Origin of the sequence: Paenibacillus sp. EZ-K15, from assembly GCF_002573715.1 — a bacterium.
Taxonomy (GTDB): Bacteria; Bacillota; Bacilli; order Paenibacillales; family Paenibacillaceae; genus Paenibacillus_AQ.
Map to the genome: position 1 here is coordinate 274,243 of NZ_PDHM01000018.1, position 16,606 is coordinate 290,848.

Consider the following 16,606-nt stretch of genomic DNA (forward strand, 5'->3'; position numbering starts at 1 on the left):
TACCATTCCCAAGGCTCACTGCCAAGAGAAATGATCCTACATCCTGGTGCATGAAAACAGCCGATCAAATATAGCAGCTTGATCGGCATCCTCATGATGAACTTCTCTTATTTACGCAGCCACGAGAACAAGGCTTCATCCTGCTCTTTATCATCCGCGACGCGGCTGATATGATCCGCTACCCGGTTCAGCCGGTCAAGCTGATATCCGTAATCATACATGGAGGCGGCCACCACGGACAGCCGAAGCCCCCCGGAATTGGCGCCTGGCCCGCACATCACCTGCTCCAAAAACGCTTCATTGTTCTCCGCCATGATCTCGGCCTCGTCCTCATTCGGCTTCAGTTTATCTTCGAACTTCCACAAAATATGCTCATGGTATTTCATTAACCGCTCCAGATTGTGATCAAACTGCTCGTCGATTTCTTCGGAGCGTTCCGCCTGAAAATAGTGGTTCTCCACCGCATCCAGCACTTCATACCCCTTACGAAGGGATTGAAGCAATTGCTTATACACGACCAGCTGTCTTGCTTGACTGTACTTTGCCCGCTTCAGCTTCTTCTGCTCTTCCTCAAATAAATTGTATTTATCGGACAACGATTTGATCGCCGATTCCAGCTCCTTCTTCTCCGCACGGTATACCGAATCCTTCATCTCGTGGGATATGGCCGTGCGCAGCAGCAGCGACATTTTGCTAAATACAATATGAATCCGCGTGATGTACTGTTCCTTGGGTTTCGGGGGAAACACAAGAATATTGATAAGAAATGCTGATATGATACCGATAATCGTCAGAATAAAGCGATTGAGCGCAAAATCCCATTGACCTGAAGCTTCCATCACGGAGATAACCGTGACAAGCGTAAGTCCGATGGTCTCGCCCATTTTCAGCTTCATGCAAATCATAATTACTAGAATACATACCAAACCGACGGAAATCGGCTGATTCGATAAAAAGTATCCTCCGAGCATCGCCAGAATCGCACCGAGCGTACTTGTCTGCAGCTGGTCCAGGAAATATCTCCACGACCTGTATATGGATGGCTGCATCGCAAAAATCGCGGCTATGGCGGCAACAACAGGGGATTTAAAGTCAAACAGCATGGCTAAATAAAGAGCCAGCGTCACGGCTAAGCCGGTTTTGAACATTCTTGCTCCAAACGCCACAGACACCCCTCCTTACCGAACCCAATTTCACATCTATGGATACACACCATGATACATACTCCTCCGTTTGAACCGCTATTACATGAATTACCCTTACGCTTCCAATGTTATGCAGTTTCTGATTCATTCACATCTTCCGGGTTGGCCCGCTTCCCCATCCTCTTCTCGTAAGATCGGACCAGAAATCCAAGCCAAGCGCAAGCAGCCAGATATCCACCAAGAATATCGCTTGGATAATGGACCCCAAGATAGACTCTGCTTAGTCCGATGCCGAGAATCATGACGACGGAGATGGATATTAAAGCCCCTCTCCCCGCCCTGCTGTCGATATGTCTCCACAACAAGTAAGCGAGCACGCTGTAAAACGAGAAGGCAGCCATGGAATGTCCGCTGGGATAGCTGTATCCCGTAATTTCAATTAAGCGGTGGATGTCAGGCCTTGCCCGTTGAAAGACCCATTTTAATATTACATTCAGAATAGAAGAACCGAAGACGACCACAATAAGGAGAAGGATCTCCACGCGGTGCCCCAGTACCCAATATAGCACGGCGATTACAATCAGACATAACACAATTACCGGTCCGATAGAGCCTATAAACGACAGCCCGATGGCGATATCCGTGATAAGCGGCTGCTCCCAGGCTTGTACCGTTGTTATGATCGCCATGTCAAACGTTTCCAGGCCTTGCCGCTTTACCAAAGCTGCCAGCACAACAAATCCTATGAGGCTGATCATCGATATGAGGAAAATCCAGCGTTGTCTTCTTGAAGTCGGGTGTAGCTTCTGTCCGCTCAACTCTCTTTTCTCCTTTGCCTTTGTTTCGAACCCGTGTCAATTGGTGAAAACAAGATAATATCATTTTCCCGAGATAAAGGAAAGTACATTTGGGATATACATGAAATATCCCGTAGTCTATGTCAAAATCGCAATGATTACTCTTTCAAGGAAATTTTTACCGTAAAGGAGCATGTCCACATGAAGGTTCTCGTTGTCGGTGCCAACGGCCAAATCGGCAAACAGCTTACACATCTGTTGCAAGACCATGAAAGCTATACCGTAAGAGCAATGGTACGAAAAGAGGAACAGGCCGCCCCATATCAAGCTGCCGGAATAGAGTGTGTTCTTGCGAACCTGGAAGGATCGGTCGAGGAGCTTGCTGATGCGGCGAAGAATTGCCAGGCGGTGGTATTCGCTGCCGGCTCAGGCGGAGCTACCGGATACGACAAAACCCTGTTAATCGATCTGGACGGAGCCGCAAAAATGATCGAAGCCGCCGAGCAGGCATCTGTTTCGCGTTTCGTAATGGTTAGTGCGATTGGGGCCCATCATCGGGAATATTGGAATGAGGAGATCAAACCGTATTATGCCGCCAAGCATTACGCGGATCTTATGCTTCGTCAGAGCAGCCTCTCGTACACCATCATTCGTCCAGGAGGACTTACGAATAAACCCGGTACCGGTCGTATTACCGCTGCGGAGAATATCCAGGGCGGATCGATTCCGCGCGAGGATGTAGCAAGAACGATACTGTTATCCTTGGATGAAGAAAATACCTTCCGTCGTTCCTTCGACCTGATCTCAGGGGATACTCCCATATCCGAAGCTTTATCCTCCATTTAAAGCGTTGCCTTTATCAAAAAAATCGCCCCTTAGTATAAGCGGTACGGTTGTATCCGCTCATACTTCAGGGGCGATCTTCCAGTTCTGGTTGAATAATAACCAGCTCACAATAAAAGAGGTCCATGCCAACGCAGCGCATAGATCGTGAATTGCTTCGTCAAATTAGCTTTTGTTTTGTTATCTTACGCGCCTGTCTTCTGCAGCATTTGGTTCCGCAATATATCTTTTACCGCATCCACAGCTTCTTCCACCCGGTCCACCGCGACAACGATGGGCGTGCTTCCCTCATATTGACTGAAAGAGTGATTATACTTGGGATCATAATAATGCTCGAGCAGCAGCTGTATTCCCTGAGCAAATCGCCCCTCTTCCAACGACTTGCCGATTTCCGCAGCGATAGGCGTGTGGATCCTGCTTTTGATTAACTGAAAGGCCTCTAAATATTGCTCTTTAAAAGCAGCCGGGTTGTAATCCTCCAGAATCTGCCGAACACGCTCGGCCATCGGCAGTTCCAACACGATGGCTACCCCCGACTCCTTCTTCTTCATCAGGAAATCGGGAACGACGATTTTGCCGATCCGTTTGCTCTCCGCCTCAAATAACAAATATGGCGCAGATTCCAGTTCCTTCAGCCGCTCAACTAATCCCGAATCAAACGTCTTCTGATTATTCGCCTGAAGACCGATATGGCCAAAGATCGAGCCGCGATGTCCTGCCAGCCCTTCCAGGTCCACGACCGGGTAGCCTTCCTGCTGAAGCTGTTTAAGCACTGCGGTCTTGCCTGTGCCTGTCAATCCATGAAGGACAAATGCTTCTGCGTCCAGACTTTTATGTTCCAGCGTATCCAGCACATACTTCCGGTAAGCCTTAATCCCGCCCGTAATCCGGTTAACATGGATATCCATTAAAGAGAGAACGGTTGCGGCGGTCCGGCTGCGCATGCCGCCCCGCCAGCAATAGACCGCCTTATCCCCTTCGATCTCCTTGAATTGCTTCACAAAGCTCGGGAGCTTGGCCGACATAATGGCAAGTCCACGCTCTTTAGCCGCATCCACGCTCACCTGTTTATAAATCGTCCCGATCTCCGCCCGTTCTTCATCATTGAAGACCGGAATGTTCAGACTTCCCGGAATGGTGGAATCCCTGTACTCCGAAGGGGAACGGACATCAATCAAAGTAATCTTCTTCTTGCTTTGCAGTTCCATTAATTCATTTACGGTGATGTCTTGAAACATGTCTGTTCGCTCCTTTATTGATACAAAACCCGATTCCCTTTATAACTCAACGACAATGCGATTCGGATGGTTATCCACGACCTCACCGATTCTTCCTGCTTCCAGACCCGCATGGCGAAGCTCTGACAGAAGCTGATCGGCCTGCGAGCCATCAACCGCAATGAGGAGTCCTCCTGAAGTAACGGCATCGCACAGTATCCACTTATCGATCTGGTCCATGCTGTCCGGGAAATCCACGTCGTCCTTCACGTGATCATAGTTGTTTTTTGTACCGCCTGGAATAACACCGCCATCGGCCATCTCTCGAACCCGCTCCAGAATGGGAACGGAAGATTTAGAAATCCGGATCCCCGTGCCGCTTCCTTTCGCCATTTCAAGCGCATGGCCAAGGAGACCGAAACCAGTTACATCCGTGCACGCATGCACCTCATATGGTTCCATGAGCTCGGCAGCCGTTTTGTTCAATGCCGCCATCACGGCGGTAACTCGGCGAATCTCCTCATCGCTTAACAGATCCTTCTTGATGGAACTCGTCAGGATACCCACGCCGATTGGCTTGGTCAGAATCAATGCATCGCCTGGCTTAGCGCCGGCATTGGTTCTTACTCTGTCCGGATGGACGGTACCTGTAACGGCAAGGCCGAATTTTGGTTCTTTATCATCGATGGAGTGCCCGCCAACCAGGGTTACCCCCGCTTCCTTCAATTTATCCCCCGCACCTCTCAAAATATCCGTCAATACCTGCTTGTCCAGCGTTGAGATCGGAAATGCCACGATATTCAAGGCAGTCAACGGCTTGCCTCCCATGGCATAAATATCGCTGATGGCATTCGCTGCAGCCACTTGTCCAAAATCATAGGGATCATCCACAATCGGCGTAAAGAAATCGACGGTCTGAACCATAGCCAACTCATCCGTGAGGCGGTATACGCCTGCATCATCACTTGTATCCAAACCAACCAATAAATTGGGATTCGGCTCGGCTTGCGGGAGCTTGCGAATGACCTGTGCCAGGTCAGCAGGTCCGATCTTGCATCCGCATCCTCCTTTAGAGGAATACGAGGTTAATTTTATTTTCTCCGATTGACTCATCACGGGTCTTCCCTTCGTCTTAAGAGTTAATTTTAACAAAACACATGCAACAACCCCGGCGTGGATGCATAAAAAACGTCTCATCTACCCCGGGGATAATCTGATATTTGTCCGTTTACCAACACTTGTGATCACACACAATATCTATATTATAAGAAATCGGCTGCTCCAAGTCTAATGGTCTTCCTATTTCTTGCAATTACCGGGAATATCTTTCTTCGTTCTGTCCACAATGTGATATACTAATTGATTGGATATGTAAATCATTTCACAACGCATCGGGGGAGTATAGATCATGAATCACTCAAGCGACGGTAGAATGGCCTTTGATCATTCGGATCGCAGAAGAACCATCTGGTTCATCACCATCTTCATCATCATTGCTGCAACAGGGCTAACCTACGTAAAATGGTGGCCTTATTACGATAAAGCGCTCAAAGCTATTATGGAGCACAGCATTGGCTCCTCCATATTAGGCATGGACCCGGGCAATGCCGCGCCTTCTTGGCAAGCAGCCTGGGAATATGCGGTTATGTATTTTAAAGCAGTTTGGAAAGCGGCGGTGCTCGGAATCCTGCTCGGGACCTTGATCCAGTCACTGCTGCCCTCCCAGTGGCTGCTCCGCGTACTTGGCAAAACCACCTTCGGCAGCACGGCGATTGGAGGAATCGCCTCCATTCCGGGCATGATGTGCTCCTGCTGCGCAGCACCAATCGCGATCGGTCTGCGTAAGAAAAAGGTGTCCGTAGGCTCCGCCCTCGCGTTCTGGATCGGTAACCCGACCATCAATCCGGCGACACTCGTGTTTATGACGTTTGTTTTGTCATGGAAATTCACCGCGCTGCGTTTGATCTTCGGCATCATTCTGACCTTTGGCGTCAGCTACTTGGCTAACCGCTTTGCCAAAGAGGCGAATCCAGTAGAGATTGACGCGCCAGAGAGCACTGAACAACTCGATGAACGTCCACTGTGGAAACGCTGGTTCGCCAGCATCGGTCATATGATTATTCGGGTGGTTCCGGCTTATTTTATCGCTGTGCTTCTCCTTGGCGCCCTGCAAGTGTGGATGTTCCCTCATTTGGGAGCTGCTGCTGGAAACACGCTGCTGGCCGTCATTTTCTTCTCCGTGATGGGAATGCTGTTTGTCATTCCAACCGCAGCGGAAATCCCGATCATTCAGGCCTTTATGGCCGCGGGCCTCGGAGCGGGCCCGGCCGCAGCGCTGCTTCTGACGCTGCCGGCCATCAGTCTTCCGTCCCTTCTCATGGTGAGACGCTCATTCCCGAGGAACGTCATGTGGTTTGTTGTTGCTGCCGTGGTCCTGCTTGGAATTATATGCGGTATAGCGGGAATGCTGATCCTGTAGGCCCAACTCCAACTTTTTCGATTATCTTTTCAATTTTTATTTTTTCTTAAGGTAAACCCTTGGCTTATCTGGTAAAGTGATTAAAGAATGAACCAACTCATTATTACATGCAGTCGAAGGGAGTCAATCATTAAATGAAAGATAACGATTTGCAGCCACACCATCCGGGGCAACCCGAGGATGAACTAGGACAAGCCCAAGAGAAAGAGAATAACCAACAAGATCCGGGCAGCTTGTCTAATGAAGAAGAAAGAATAGATTCAACCTATCCTGAGTCGATCGAGCTTCACAAGGATGAGAACGAACAGCCTTCGCTCATGCATCCAGCAGGGGATCAACCGCTTTACGATGAACAGTCTCCTGCAGGAGGCGGCGGCAACGGAAGCAAAGGTTGGATGATCGCTTCGCTGGTATTGGCGGCAGCGTTAATCGTCGTCCTGATTGTCCCTCCGTTTGCCAAGGGATCCGGCAATGAAGCTATAGCTAAAGTCAATGACGTTAACATTACCAAGGATAATCTGTACAACGAGCTTGTCAGCGCAGGCGGTAAACAAACACTCAATTCCATGATCACAGAGGAATTGATTCAGCAGGAGCTGAAGAAGAAATCCATTACGGTGACCGATGCTGACGTAAATAAAGAAGTGGATGCCTTGAAGGGAAGTTTCCCGTCCGAGGATCAATTCAATTCGGCTCTGCAGCAATCCGGCATGACGCTCGACGACCTGAAGGAGCAAACCAAAACCCAGGTCGAGCTCAAAAAACTGATGGCCGACAAAATCAAAGTAACCGATGAAGAAGTTAAAGAAATCTACGACCAAAACAAAGAAAGCTTCGCTACTCCTGAGCAAGTTCGCGCTTCCCACATCCTGGTTGAAACCAAGGAAGAAGCTGAAGCCATCGTGAAGCAATTGAAGGAAGGCGCCGACTTTGCAGCGATTGCAAAAGAGAAGAACCAAGATGCTACGAAGGAAACCGGCGGCGACCTGGACTTCTTCGGACGCGGCCAGATGGACCCTGCATTTGAAGAAGCAGCGTTCAAATTGAAGAAGGGTGAAATCAGCGACCCGGTGAAGAGTTCCTTCGGTTACCACATCATCAAGGTTACCGATCGTAAAGCAGCAACGAACCCTACCCTGGAAGATAAGAAAGAAGAAATTCGCAGTCAGCTTGAGAACCAGAAGGTTTACTCCGAATCCACAGCCTATATTCAAGAGCTGAAGGATAAAGCAACCATCACCAATACGCTGGAAGAAACTCCGGCTGAAACGCCAGCAGATCCTGCAGCGGAAACACCAGAAGCACCTGCTGCACCTTAAACGTTAGTCCAAGCCCCTACCCTTGCGGTAGGGGCTTTTTTTATGCGAAATAAAAAGTTCTTTAAACCCCAGGGAAAACATGTTAGAATGTAAGCGTTATCAAATGTTGATCTTGGAAAAGGGGGAAGCAGAATGATGAAGCACGTATCGGAATCCCGCAACATGTATGAGGACTTCGTGGTGGAGACAGACATTCTGTTCTTTAAAACCGGATCGCACGGTTTGGTCAGCTTTCACGGCAGAAACTATAATATTAAAAAGAGAATGACTGCCGAAAAAATCGCATCCCTGCTCTCCGGTAAACAGTTCTATCATGTCGGCGGAAACTGCTACGTCAATGTAGACAAAATCACGACGGTAGAACAAGGCATCGTTTACTTTGGGGAGAAGGCACCTTCTGCTAAACATCTTCGGATTCCGAGATGGAAGCAAGAGTCACTCAAGCGCCTTGTCGCTGAAGTAAAACAGCCTGTTTGAGAGCAGCGCTCTCTTCAGAATCAGGCGTCAAACACAGAAGATCCCGTATCCGTTAACCGGAAGCGGGATCTTTTGGTTTGCAGGGTTAAAGCTTCAGTTTTTTAGCATTGACGATGTACAGATGCTTCAGCGGCATTGCACCGTTTCTGTACTTCCGGGCACCGGATTCAAACAGAACGTACAGATCATTACCCCGCATCGCAATATTCTCGGACATCGGAGGCATCGTCAGCGGCGTAGCTGCAGCCTTTCCCGATGTTCCACGAGTATATATGAGCAATTTGCTTGCATTGTTGCGACCGCAGGATTGGCTGTACACAACGCGTGATTTCGTCACGACCGCCCCTTGTATACGGTCAGGTGTACTCCATGTATAGGTCGCCTTCCGATTCGACGGGAAACCGTCGCTGGACGTCAATGGATAACCTCGCAGTTTGCCCTTAGGTCCCGGCGCACACTGTTTGCCTCCTTGATCCTCACCATCCATATATTCGCCAATCCATAGAATGCCGTCTGAATACGTGGCATAGGATGCTTTATGGCCGAGCGCATATGGAGTCATGACAATATTGCTGTAATCTTTCTTGCTGCTAATTGTACTCAGCGGAATTTTGTACACTTTTTTGCCGGATGCTACCCACAGATGTTTTTTGCTAACCGCAAGCCCTCCGACATGCCCGGTATGCTTTTTGCTGCCGCTCTCATACAAATAGAGTGTTTTGATACGTTTGCTGGTTTTGCTGCTTGTAATCGAGATGCTGCTGGCTTGATTGCTGTCCTTTTTGCCCCAATAATGCGAGATAATAATCCAGTTCTTGCTCGGAACGAGAGCCAGTCCTTGCGGAATCCACTCCTTGGTCCCGGAGTAACCAGGAATGGGAGCGCCCTTTTTGCTGATATCGAAAAACTTTTTGTACTTCGAGCTGGCTGCTTCGACCTCTCCGGGATGAACAAGCCCGCTTAAGCTGAAGATCAGCACTAAGCTAAGCAGGAGAAATGCATAACGTTGGTTCCCTGTCGTTTACTCACAATCAATACACCTCTCTTCCCTCGTCATAATCTATAACGGTATGATTTTCACCTTGCTTACCTACTTAAATGTAATGTATTCTGGTCTGGTTGTACCCGATGATCGATAGGGATGCAATGGTATGATCCTACCCCCAACGCGCCCCATATTATGGTAATATCAAATCTAAAGCTTATGAACATAGAGAGGATGATTGCGCATCGGTCCCTATTTTGATCCGAGATATCCGGAAGTTTTTACTGCTTTCTCCATTGAACATTGGATAGCCATTATGGTATTTATCGCCCTTGGCTCGCTATTGTACCTGTTCAGGACTACAATCGCCTCCAAGCCTTCTTTGCAAAAGACCGTGAGGTGGGGGCTGCTTGCTGCACTTTCGTTACCCGAAGCCTCCCTTCATATCTGGTATGCGTCAACGGGAATATGGGACCCTGCCACTTCGCTTCCATTGGAATTGTGCAGCTTGACCCTGTTTCTCTCCATCGCCATCCTGCTTACGGATGAACGCCGTCTATATCCGTTGGTTTACTTTGCCGGAATCGGAGGGGCCTTACAAGCTATATTAACCCCCAATCTGGGTTACCCTTTCCCACACTTCCGGTTCTTTCATTTCTTCGTCGTCCATATCGCGATCATATTGACGGCATTGTACATGACATGGGTCCGCGGATACCGTCCAACCTGGAAATCCATTGCCTTGACGATGGTCTTCCTGAACGTATCCGCAGTCGTTGTCGGTCTGGTCAACCTCGCTGTCGGCTCGAACTATATGTTCCTGATGCGCAAGCCGGACACCGCTTCGCTGCTGGACCTGCTGGGACCGCATCCCGTATACATCCTCGTTGAGGAGCTCATCGCACTCGCGCTGTTTATCCTTACGTATATCGCCTTTTTTGTCATTCCGGATCGCCTGAAACGCAGTCGCCGCCCTAAACAGGAACCAACGACTTTTTCTTCGGCTGACAGTTGAAGAAAGAGTCCTATAAATATAAAGCGTATGGATTGTAAACGCCCTGTGTATTCGGGTGCCGCAATCCATACGCTTTTTTTCGGGGAAAAGCCTAGTTTAGATCCTTAATCCTTAAGATACAGCCTGGAGGTTGCTTCCCAAATTTCGCCCGGAGCCAAACCGAACAGGCCGATATCGTCAGCGGGCAAGTCCACGTTCGGCGCATTCACCAGGTTGATCTGTGGTTCGGGACAGAAGAACTTCCGGGATGCCTTGTTGTTCCATACCATCCACTGCTTATACGAATTGCCGACATCATAAACGAACGTTTTACCAAGCTTGGTATCCGTCAGTTCCATGCGGTTTCTGCCGTTTTGCGGAACGGCCGTGTAATGGTTGTCCATCGAATCGAAATAAGGATTAACGCCGCTTGTCCGAAGCAGTTCTTCTTCTGGCGTCAGAGTCTGGAATTTGCCAGTCGGCAGCATCCGCTCACTCATTTCCCACCGCTGGCCCATGGTAATTCTCACGACGCAGTTATCCGCCATGCTCTCAGGTGCAAACGGAGCGTTGATCGCCGTGTGGAAGGCTAGCAGGCACGGCATGCTGCCGGTACCCTGATTACGGATAAACACATGCTGGGCCAATCCATCCTGATTCAGTGTATAGCGAAGCCGGAAGGTGAACCGGTGCGGAAGCATGGCATATACGGGATGATTCTCATCAATGGTGACCGAAACCACCACGTAGCTTTCAGCCTCGCTGCTGCCATACTCCTCCACACTCCAGGGAATCGTATGTAAAAAGCCATGGAGGTGGTTGCCCGTCTCTTCTTCATTGATTGGGAACTGATAGGTTTGTCCATTCCATGGAAACCGGCCGTCCTCATAACGGTTAGGCGGAAAGAGAACAGGAATGCCGTGAACGCCCGGATTGGATTTGAATGCTTCCATCTCGCCTGCTTCCGGTTCGCGGAGGAACCGGTAACCGCTTTCGTTATCCCTAAAAGCGATGAGATTGCCTCCGATTTCGGGCAATATCGCCGCTTCGTAAGGGCCGTGCTGGAGCCAAACCGCGCGCTCTCCGTGATATGATCCTTCATACGCTTGGTGGTTCATCGGGTCATCTCTCCTCTCAAGTGTGAACGTATATAGATTATCATACCAATGCCCTTAACTTCTATATTTGAGGAGGGATAGTCATCCGAGTCATTCGCCCCCCTCACTCCGTTTGTTTAAAATTATATACCGGTTAAGACGAAAGTTTCGTTTTAGAAGAGTTTTGCAGAATTGGAGCCGGGGCCGATTGTTCGCTTGCTGCCGGCTGTGTGGCCGAGACCAGCTCCTCCTCCAGTTCCTTCGTGTATTCGAGCGTCTGCTGCTCGCTCCAACCCAGTACGGTAGCCATATAATCGATCACAGGCAACTTCCATTTTCTTGTCCAATCGATATGAAATAACAGGGAACCTGTGCGACGGATAAAAAAGTCGGCCGGCTTCGCTGCCATCTCATGCTGAATCGCATACATCAGCGGAACCAGCACCGATACCGGAAGCGCCGCTGCTTCCGCCTGTTCGGAGCCCTCCTTGGCCAAGCAGAACAATTCCGACACGTTGGAGCCGTACGTTCGCGCCCACTGCTCGGCGAGCTTACGGTCAATTCCTTGCGCTGCGCCGATCTCCGCCTGCTTGCGGACAAAATCAGGGAATTGGGCAGATCCGCCAACCTGACCGCCGGAAATCGGCAGATTCTTCGTTACGCAGGCACCATACGCTTTCCCGCCGCTCTCTTGGATCCGTTTCGCAACCAGGTCGACGACGGTGCCGGCCATTTTACGATAGCCGGTCAGCTTCCCTCCGGCAATGGTAATCAGGCCGGACGGGGACTCCCAAATTTCATCCTTGCGTGAAATTTCGGACGGGCTTTTGCCTTCCTCCAGAATCAGGGGCCGGACTCCCGCCCATCCCGATTCAACGTCTGCCGGGCTTAGCTTCACGCCAGGGAACATGTAATGAATGGCTTTCAATATATAATCCCGGTCCTCCACCGTGATCAAGGGACGTACGGGATCAGCCTTGTAGACCGTATCGGTTGTTCCCACATAGGTCTTCCCGTCACGAGGAATAGCAAACACCATTCGGCCGTCAGGTGTATCGAAGTACACCGCCTGACGCAGCGGGAACTTGGATTGATCGATGACCAGATGAACCCCTTTGGTCAGCTGAAGCATTTTCCCCTTCTTGGACTTATCTATTTCGCGCACCTGATCCACCCAGGGCCCTGTCGCATTTACGATTTTGGTTCCGGATACGGACTCGGTCTCACCACCCAGCATATCCCGCACGGTGATACCGGTGATTCGTCCATTCGCATCATAATTCAATGATTCGGCCTTCGCGTAATTGAACAGAACCGCCCCTCTGGCGGCTGCCTCCTTCATGACCTCCAGCGTCAGCCTGGCATCGTCCGTCCGGTATTCCACATAATAACCGCCGCCCTTAAGGCCCTCCTGCTTCAGAAGCGGCTCCCGCTTCAGCGTCTCGGATGCAGACAGCATGGAACGCCGTTCCCCCCGCTTTACGCCGGCCAAGAAATCATACACCATCAGCCCGATGGAGGTGCTGAACCTCCCAAAGGTGCCCCCCCGGTGTATCGGCAGGAGCATCCACTCCGGCGTGGTAACATGCGGCCCATTCTCATACACAACAGCCCGTTCTTTGCCGACTTCGGCCACCATGCCGACTTCAAACTGCTTCAAGTACCGCAGTCCGCCATGCACCAGCTTGGTCGAACGGCTGCTCGTTCCTGCGGCAAAATCCTGCATCTCGACCAACAAAACCGACATCCCGCGCGTGACCGCATCCAGCGCAATCCCCGCACCGGTTATACCGCCGCCGATAACGATCAGATCAAAGGTTCCCTCTGCAATTTCTTGAAATCGATGCCTGCGGTACAAACTTGAAAACGACTGTGCCTGCTTCACAATGAATCCCTCCCAGTATGATTTACCCTGTTTTTATCTATCGTTACCCTTCCAATGAAAAAAGACAGCAAAAAAGAGACCACGAAACGCGCAGTAACAAACCCCATATCATGAGGTATTCCGCGCCTAGTGGTCTCTCCAAGTCTCCAGACATATATTCACTTATTGATTATTATACCATAGAAAATGCTAATGAAAAGCCATTGCCGCATAAACGGCTTTTTTCCAGCCGCTGTATAATTGCTCCCTTACGTCTTCCTCCATGGTTGGCTTGAAGCTTTGCCCCATGCTCCATTTGCTGCAGATTTCCTCCTGATCCTTCCAGAAGCCGACAGCGAGCCCCGCCAGGTAGGCGGCACCGAGTGCCGTTGTCTCCGTAATGTTGGGCTGTTCCACCGGAACATTCAAGATGTCGCTTTGGAATTCCATAAGAAATGTGTTGGATACTGCCCCTCCATCCACCCGCAGCGATGAGATGCTATAGCCGGAATCTTCTTCCATCACGGATAGGACATCCCGTGTTTGATACGCAAGCGACTCCAGGGTTGCACGGATGAAATGCTCTTTCGACGTGCCTCGTGTCAGGCCGAAGACCGCCCCTCGGACATCGCTGTTCCAGTATGGGCTGCCAAGTCCGACAAAAGCCGGCACCACGTACACGCCCTCCGTCGAGTTGACCCGGCGCGCATAAGGCTCGCTGTCCTTCGCTTCGCGGAACATCCGCAGCCCGTCGCGCAGCCACTGGATCGCCGAGCCGGCCACGAACACACTGCCCTCGAGCGCATACTGTACGCGGCCATCCAGTCCCCAGGCGATCGTGGTGATCAGCCCATGCTCGGATTTTACCGGCTTGTCGCCGGTATTCATCAGCATAAAGCTGCCGGTTCCGTAGGTTGTCTTCACCATGCCTTCCGAGAAGCAGGTCTGGCCAAACAGCGCCGCCTGCTGATCGCCGGCCGCTCCGGCAATCGGTACCTCGCGTCCGAAGAAATGATAGGAAACGGTATTGGAATATACCTCGGAAGAAGGTCTGACTTCGGGCAGCATGGCCACGGGGATATCCAGGAGCTGCAGGAGTTCCTCATCCCATTTCAATTCATGAATGTTATAAAGCATCGTACGCGATGCGTTGGAATAATCGGTCACATGCGCCTGGCCTCCGGACAGCTTCCAGATCAGCCAGGTATCAATGGTCCCGAATATTATGTCTCCGCGCTCGGCCCGTTCACGGGCACCGTCTACATGATCGAGGATCCATTTGATCTTCGTTCCCGAGAAATAAGGATCAATCAATAGTCCGGTCTTCTCCCGAACCATCCCGTCATGTCCGGCGGCAATCAGCTCCTCGCAGATACCCGCCGTCTGGCGGGATTGCCAGACAATGGCGTGGTATATCGGTTCGCCACTATTCCGATCCCATACCACGGCCGTTTCCCGCTGATTCGTAATTCCGATTCCGGCAATCTGATCCGCCTTCACGCCCGATTCGGATAAGCAGGTCGCTATGACCGCAAGAATGGAGCCCCATATTTCATTGGCATTCTGCTCCACCCAGCCCGGCTTGGGAAAATACTGCGGAAACTCCTTGTGAGCCGAGTGTACGGTTTCTCCTTCCTTGTTGAACAGGATCGCGCGCGAGCTTGTTGTTCCTTGGTCAAGCGCCAGAATGTACTGCTCCAATCAACTTCTCCCCTTCCGCATATGCATTTAACCAAAGATAACGTGCAGGTGGAAACGTTGTCAAATCCATTATTCCGTAAGGGAGAAACCTAGCAAGTCCTGCAGCAGGACTGAGGCCGCACCCATTAGCTTGTCTTCCTCGCCAAGGGAGGCCAAACCGAATACCATGTCCTCCTTCAGAATCGGCAGCGCATGCCGGTCTATATAGCTGCGGACCATTTCCAACAAATTCGGATTTCCATGCGCCATTTCCCCGCCCAGGATTAGCGCTTCGGGATTAAACATATTGACCAGATTGACGATGGCTGCTCCCAGAAGCTCCGCCACTTCCTCATTCAGATCCCTCGCCAGCTTGTCCCCTCTGCGAAGAGCTTCCTTGAATACGGACGGAACAATTTTACTGTAATCTCCACCGCTCAACTCCTGGATTAGCGTCGGTCTCCCCGTTGCGATTGCCGTTATAATTCGCGAATACACGGCCATCCAGCTGATGTAACTGTCGAGGCAGCCTACATTGCCGCATTCGCAGCGGATGCCGCTACGGTTTACGCTCGTATGACCGAATTCGCCGGCACCGCCATGCTTGCCCCTTAGGAGATGATCGTTAATCAAAATACCGGAACCAAGCCCGTCGCCAATGGAGATATAAATCAGGTTCCCAAATGCGTAATCGCCAAATCGGCGTTCAGCCAGTACAACGGAATTCATATCGTTCTCCACCCAGGTGCGAAGTCCATAGCGCTCTTCAATAATCCGTTTCAACGGAACATCGGTCATGCGAAGTTTCGTGTTATAGTGCACCATGCCCTGACTATCACTCACAATGCCCGGCACGGTAACGGAAATCCCGACACACCGCTCTAAGTCTTCTTGGCCTGTCATGAAATCGTCCATCAGGCTCAGCAGCCACTCGATAACGGCTTCTCCTTGTAGCCCGGCTAGAGGATGCGTTTCCTTCTGGAGCACCTTCGCCTCCAGATTCAACCGGGCCAGCATCATGACCGAATTCGTTATTGCTACAGCGAACAGATAATGATTATCCGGATTGAATTTAAGCAGAATGGGCTTTCTTCCCCCGCTGGAGGAGCCCGTTCCAATCTCGGAAACGTAGCCTTCCTTGATGAGCTCTTGTACGGCTGAGGCAACCGTGGAGGGACTCAGCCTGTTTTTTTTGGCCAGATCGATTCTGGATATGGGTCCCTCCGTGCGGATCTTGTTCAGCACCATGGACCGGTTTAATGCCTGAATCAGCTTATGGTCACCTTTTTTCATATTGTTCAAGCAAGCTCAACCTCTCTATCGTTTCTTCGCATAGTGCGACTTTCTGTATCGGAAAAATGAGGATAGAATCACTATAACATGTTCCAGAACTGAATAAAAACTTATTCCATTACTCGAAATAAGATGCAATGTTAGATCTCATGCTGATTCTCTCATATTGTGAAAAAAAGAATTTAAATGGATTTGAAATCGCTGTCTTGAAAAATAATCGAGGTAATTATATAATCTTTCGCAATAGAAGCTGGTTGTTCTGTCAAGAAAGATAGCATATCGATGTTATCTTTTTTCGACTTATGGAATAACTATCGCTTTTTATACCACATAAAGGGGGCGCTTAAGGGGGACCGATTCACTTCGAACAAGCCGTATGACCAACCACGCTTGATCAAAAATCATGTGAATTCAAG

14 protein-coding genes are annotated in these 16,606 nt (G+C 50.2%); 5 read left to right on the top strand and 9 right to left on the bottom strand.

What is annotated here, in order from left to right:
* Window positions 1-107 precede the first annotated feature (107 nt).
* Together CRG97_RS21555 and CRG97_RS21560 are read right to left on the bottom strand one after the other, a co-directional pair.
* Entirely contained in the window at window positions 108-1,166 is a 1,059-nt protein-coding gene (locus tag CRG97_RS21555) for an FUSC family protein (protein WP_098747176.1), read from the bottom strand.
* A gap of 107 nt (window positions 1,167-1,273) precedes the next feature.
* Entirely contained in the window at window positions 1,274-1,963 is a 690-nt protein-coding gene (locus tag CRG97_RS21560) for a phosphatase PAP2 family protein (protein WP_098747183.1), read from the bottom strand.
* A 180-nt stretch (window positions 1,964-2,143) separates the two neighbouring features.
* On the opposite strand from CRG97_RS21560, the gene CRG97_RS21565 reads away from it, so the two are divergent.
* Window positions 2,144-2,788, top strand: coding sequence for an SDR family oxidoreductase (locus tag CRG97_RS21565; protein WP_098747186.1), 645 nt, complete (start codon window positions 2,144-2,146; stop codon window positions 2,786-2,788).
* Between the two features lie 182 nt (window positions 2,789-2,970).
* On the opposite strand, the gene mnmH is transcribed toward CRG97_RS21565, so the two are convergent.
* Both mnmH and selD read right to left on the bottom strand, forming a co-directional pair.
* Window positions 2,971-4,023, bottom strand: coding sequence for a tRNA 2-selenouridine(34) synthase MnmH (gene mnmH, locus CRG97_RS21570; RefSeq protein WP_098747188.1), 1,053 nt, complete (start codon window positions 4,021-4,023; stop codon window positions 2,971-2,973).
* A gap of 39 nt (window positions 4,024-4,062) precedes the next feature.
* On the bottom strand, window positions 4,063-5,115 hold the full coding sequence (gene selD / locus CRG97_RS21575) for a selenide, water dikinase SelD (RefSeq protein ID WP_098747190.1): 1,053 nt from the start codon (window positions 5,113-5,115) through the stop codon (window positions 4,063-4,065).
* A 295-nt stretch (window positions 5,116-5,410) separates the two neighbouring features.
* On the opposite strand from selD, the gene CRG97_RS21580 reads away from it, so the two are divergent.
* The 3 genes from CRG97_RS21580 to CRG97_RS21590 all read left to right on the top strand — a co-directional run bounded on the left by CRG97_RS21580 (window position 5,411) and on the right by CRG97_RS21590 (window position 8,277).
* Window positions 5,411-6,481 (top strand): permease, encoded by a 1,071-nt coding sequence (locus CRG97_RS21580; protein ID WP_098747192.1) that lies wholly within the window; start codon window positions 5,411-5,413, stop codon window positions 6,479-6,481.
* A gap of 134 nt (window positions 6,482-6,615) precedes the next feature.
* Window positions 6,616-7,800, top strand: coding sequence for a peptidyl-prolyl cis-trans isomerase (locus tag CRG97_RS21585; RefSeq protein WP_098747194.1), 1,185 nt, complete (start codon window positions 6,616-6,618; stop codon window positions 7,798-7,800).
* 132 nt (window positions 7,801-7,932) lie between these two features.
* The gene (locus CRG97_RS21590; RefSeq protein ID WP_009590070.1) at window positions 7,933-8,277 is read left to right on the top strand and encodes a LytTR family transcriptional regulator DNA-binding domain-containing protein; all 345 of its coding nucleotides are present in this window, start codon (window positions 7,933-7,935) and stop codon (window positions 8,275-8,277) included.
* 85 nt (window positions 8,278-8,362) lie between these two features.
* On the opposite strand, the gene CRG97_RS21595 is transcribed toward CRG97_RS21590, so the two are convergent.
* On the bottom strand, window positions 8,363-9,256 hold the full coding sequence (locus tag CRG97_RS21595) for a hypothetical protein (RefSeq protein ID WP_237566524.1): 894 nt from the start codon (window positions 9,254-9,256) through the stop codon (window positions 8,363-8,365).
* A gap of 322 nt (window positions 9,257-9,578) precedes the next feature.
* Here CRG97_RS21595 and CRG97_RS21600 point away from each other — a divergent pair, with 322 nt between their 5' ends.
* On the top strand, window positions 9,579-10,277 hold the full coding sequence (locus tag CRG97_RS21600; RefSeq protein ID WP_098747438.1) for a YwaF family protein: 699 nt from the start codon (window positions 9,579-9,581) through the stop codon (window positions 10,275-10,277).
* 104 nt (window positions 10,278-10,381) lie between these two features.
* Here the strand turns inward: CRG97_RS21600 and CRG97_RS21605 are convergent, their stop codons facing one another.
* The 4 genes from CRG97_RS21605 to CRG97_RS21620 all read right to left on the bottom strand — a co-directional run bounded on the left by CRG97_RS21605 (window position 10,382) and on the right by CRG97_RS21620 (window position 16,190).
* Window positions 10,382-11,374: an aldose 1-epimerase gene (locus CRG97_RS21605; RefSeq protein ID WP_098747197.1), complete on the bottom strand. Its 993-nt coding sequence runs from the start codon at window positions 11,372-11,374 to the stop codon at window positions 10,382-10,384.
* Window positions 11,375-11,507: 133 nt separating this feature from the next.
* On the bottom strand, window positions 11,508-13,238 hold the full coding sequence (locus CRG97_RS21610) for a glycerol-3-phosphate dehydrogenase/oxidase (protein ID WP_098747199.1): 1,731 nt from the start codon (window positions 13,236-13,238) through the stop codon (window positions 11,508-11,510).
* A 189-nt stretch (window positions 13,239-13,427) separates the two neighbouring features.
* The gene (glpK, locus tag CRG97_RS21615) at window positions 13,428-14,918 is read right to left on the bottom strand and encodes a glycerol kinase GlpK (RefSeq protein ID WP_098747201.1); all 1,491 of its coding nucleotides are present in this window, start codon (window positions 14,916-14,918) and stop codon (window positions 13,428-13,430) included.
* 69 nt (window positions 14,919-14,987) lie between these two features.
* On the bottom strand, window positions 14,988-16,190 hold the full coding sequence (locus tag CRG97_RS21620) for an ROK family transcriptional regulator (RefSeq protein WP_237566536.1): 1,203 nt from the start codon (window positions 16,188-16,190) through the stop codon (window positions 14,988-14,990).
* Window positions 16,191-16,606: the final 416 nt, after the last annotated feature.

Excerpts from the sequence above, each read along its gene's own strand:
- mnmH (WP_098747188.1), bottom strand. The coding sequence starts at position 4,023 with ATGTTTCAAGACATCACCGTAAATGAATTAATGGAACTGCAAAGCAAG.
- CRG97_RS21600 (WP_098747438.1), top strand. The coding sequence starts at position 9,579 with ATGGTATTTATCGCCCTTGGCTCGCTATTGTACCTGTTCAGGACTACA.
- CRG97_RS21605 (WP_098747197.1), bottom strand. The coding sequence starts at position 11,374 with ATGAACCACCAAGCGTATGAAGGATCATATCACGGAGAGCGCGCGGTT.
- CRG97_RS21565 (WP_098747186.1), top strand. The coding sequence starts at position 2,144 with ATGAAGGTTCTCGTTGTCGGTGCCAACGGCCAAATCGGCAAACAGCTT.
- CRG97_RS21580 (WP_098747192.1), top strand. The coding sequence starts at position 5,411 with ATGAATCACTCAAGCGACGGTAGAATGGCCTTTGATCATTCGGATCGC.
- selD (WP_098747190.1), bottom strand. The coding sequence starts at position 5,115 with ATGAGTCAATCGGAGAAAATAAAATTAACCTCGTATTCCTCTAAAGGA.
- CRG97_RS21585 (WP_098747194.1), top strand. The coding sequence starts at position 6,616 with ATGAAAGATAACGATTTGCAGCCACACCATCCGGGGCAACCCGAGGAT.
- CRG97_RS21590 (WP_009590070.1), top strand. The coding sequence starts at position 7,933 with ATGATGAAGCACGTATCGGAATCCCGCAACATGTATGAGGACTTCGTG.
- CRG97_RS21620 (WP_237566536.1), bottom strand. The coding sequence starts at position 16,190 with ATGAAAAAAGGTGACCATAAGCTGATTCAGGCATTAAACCGGTCCATG.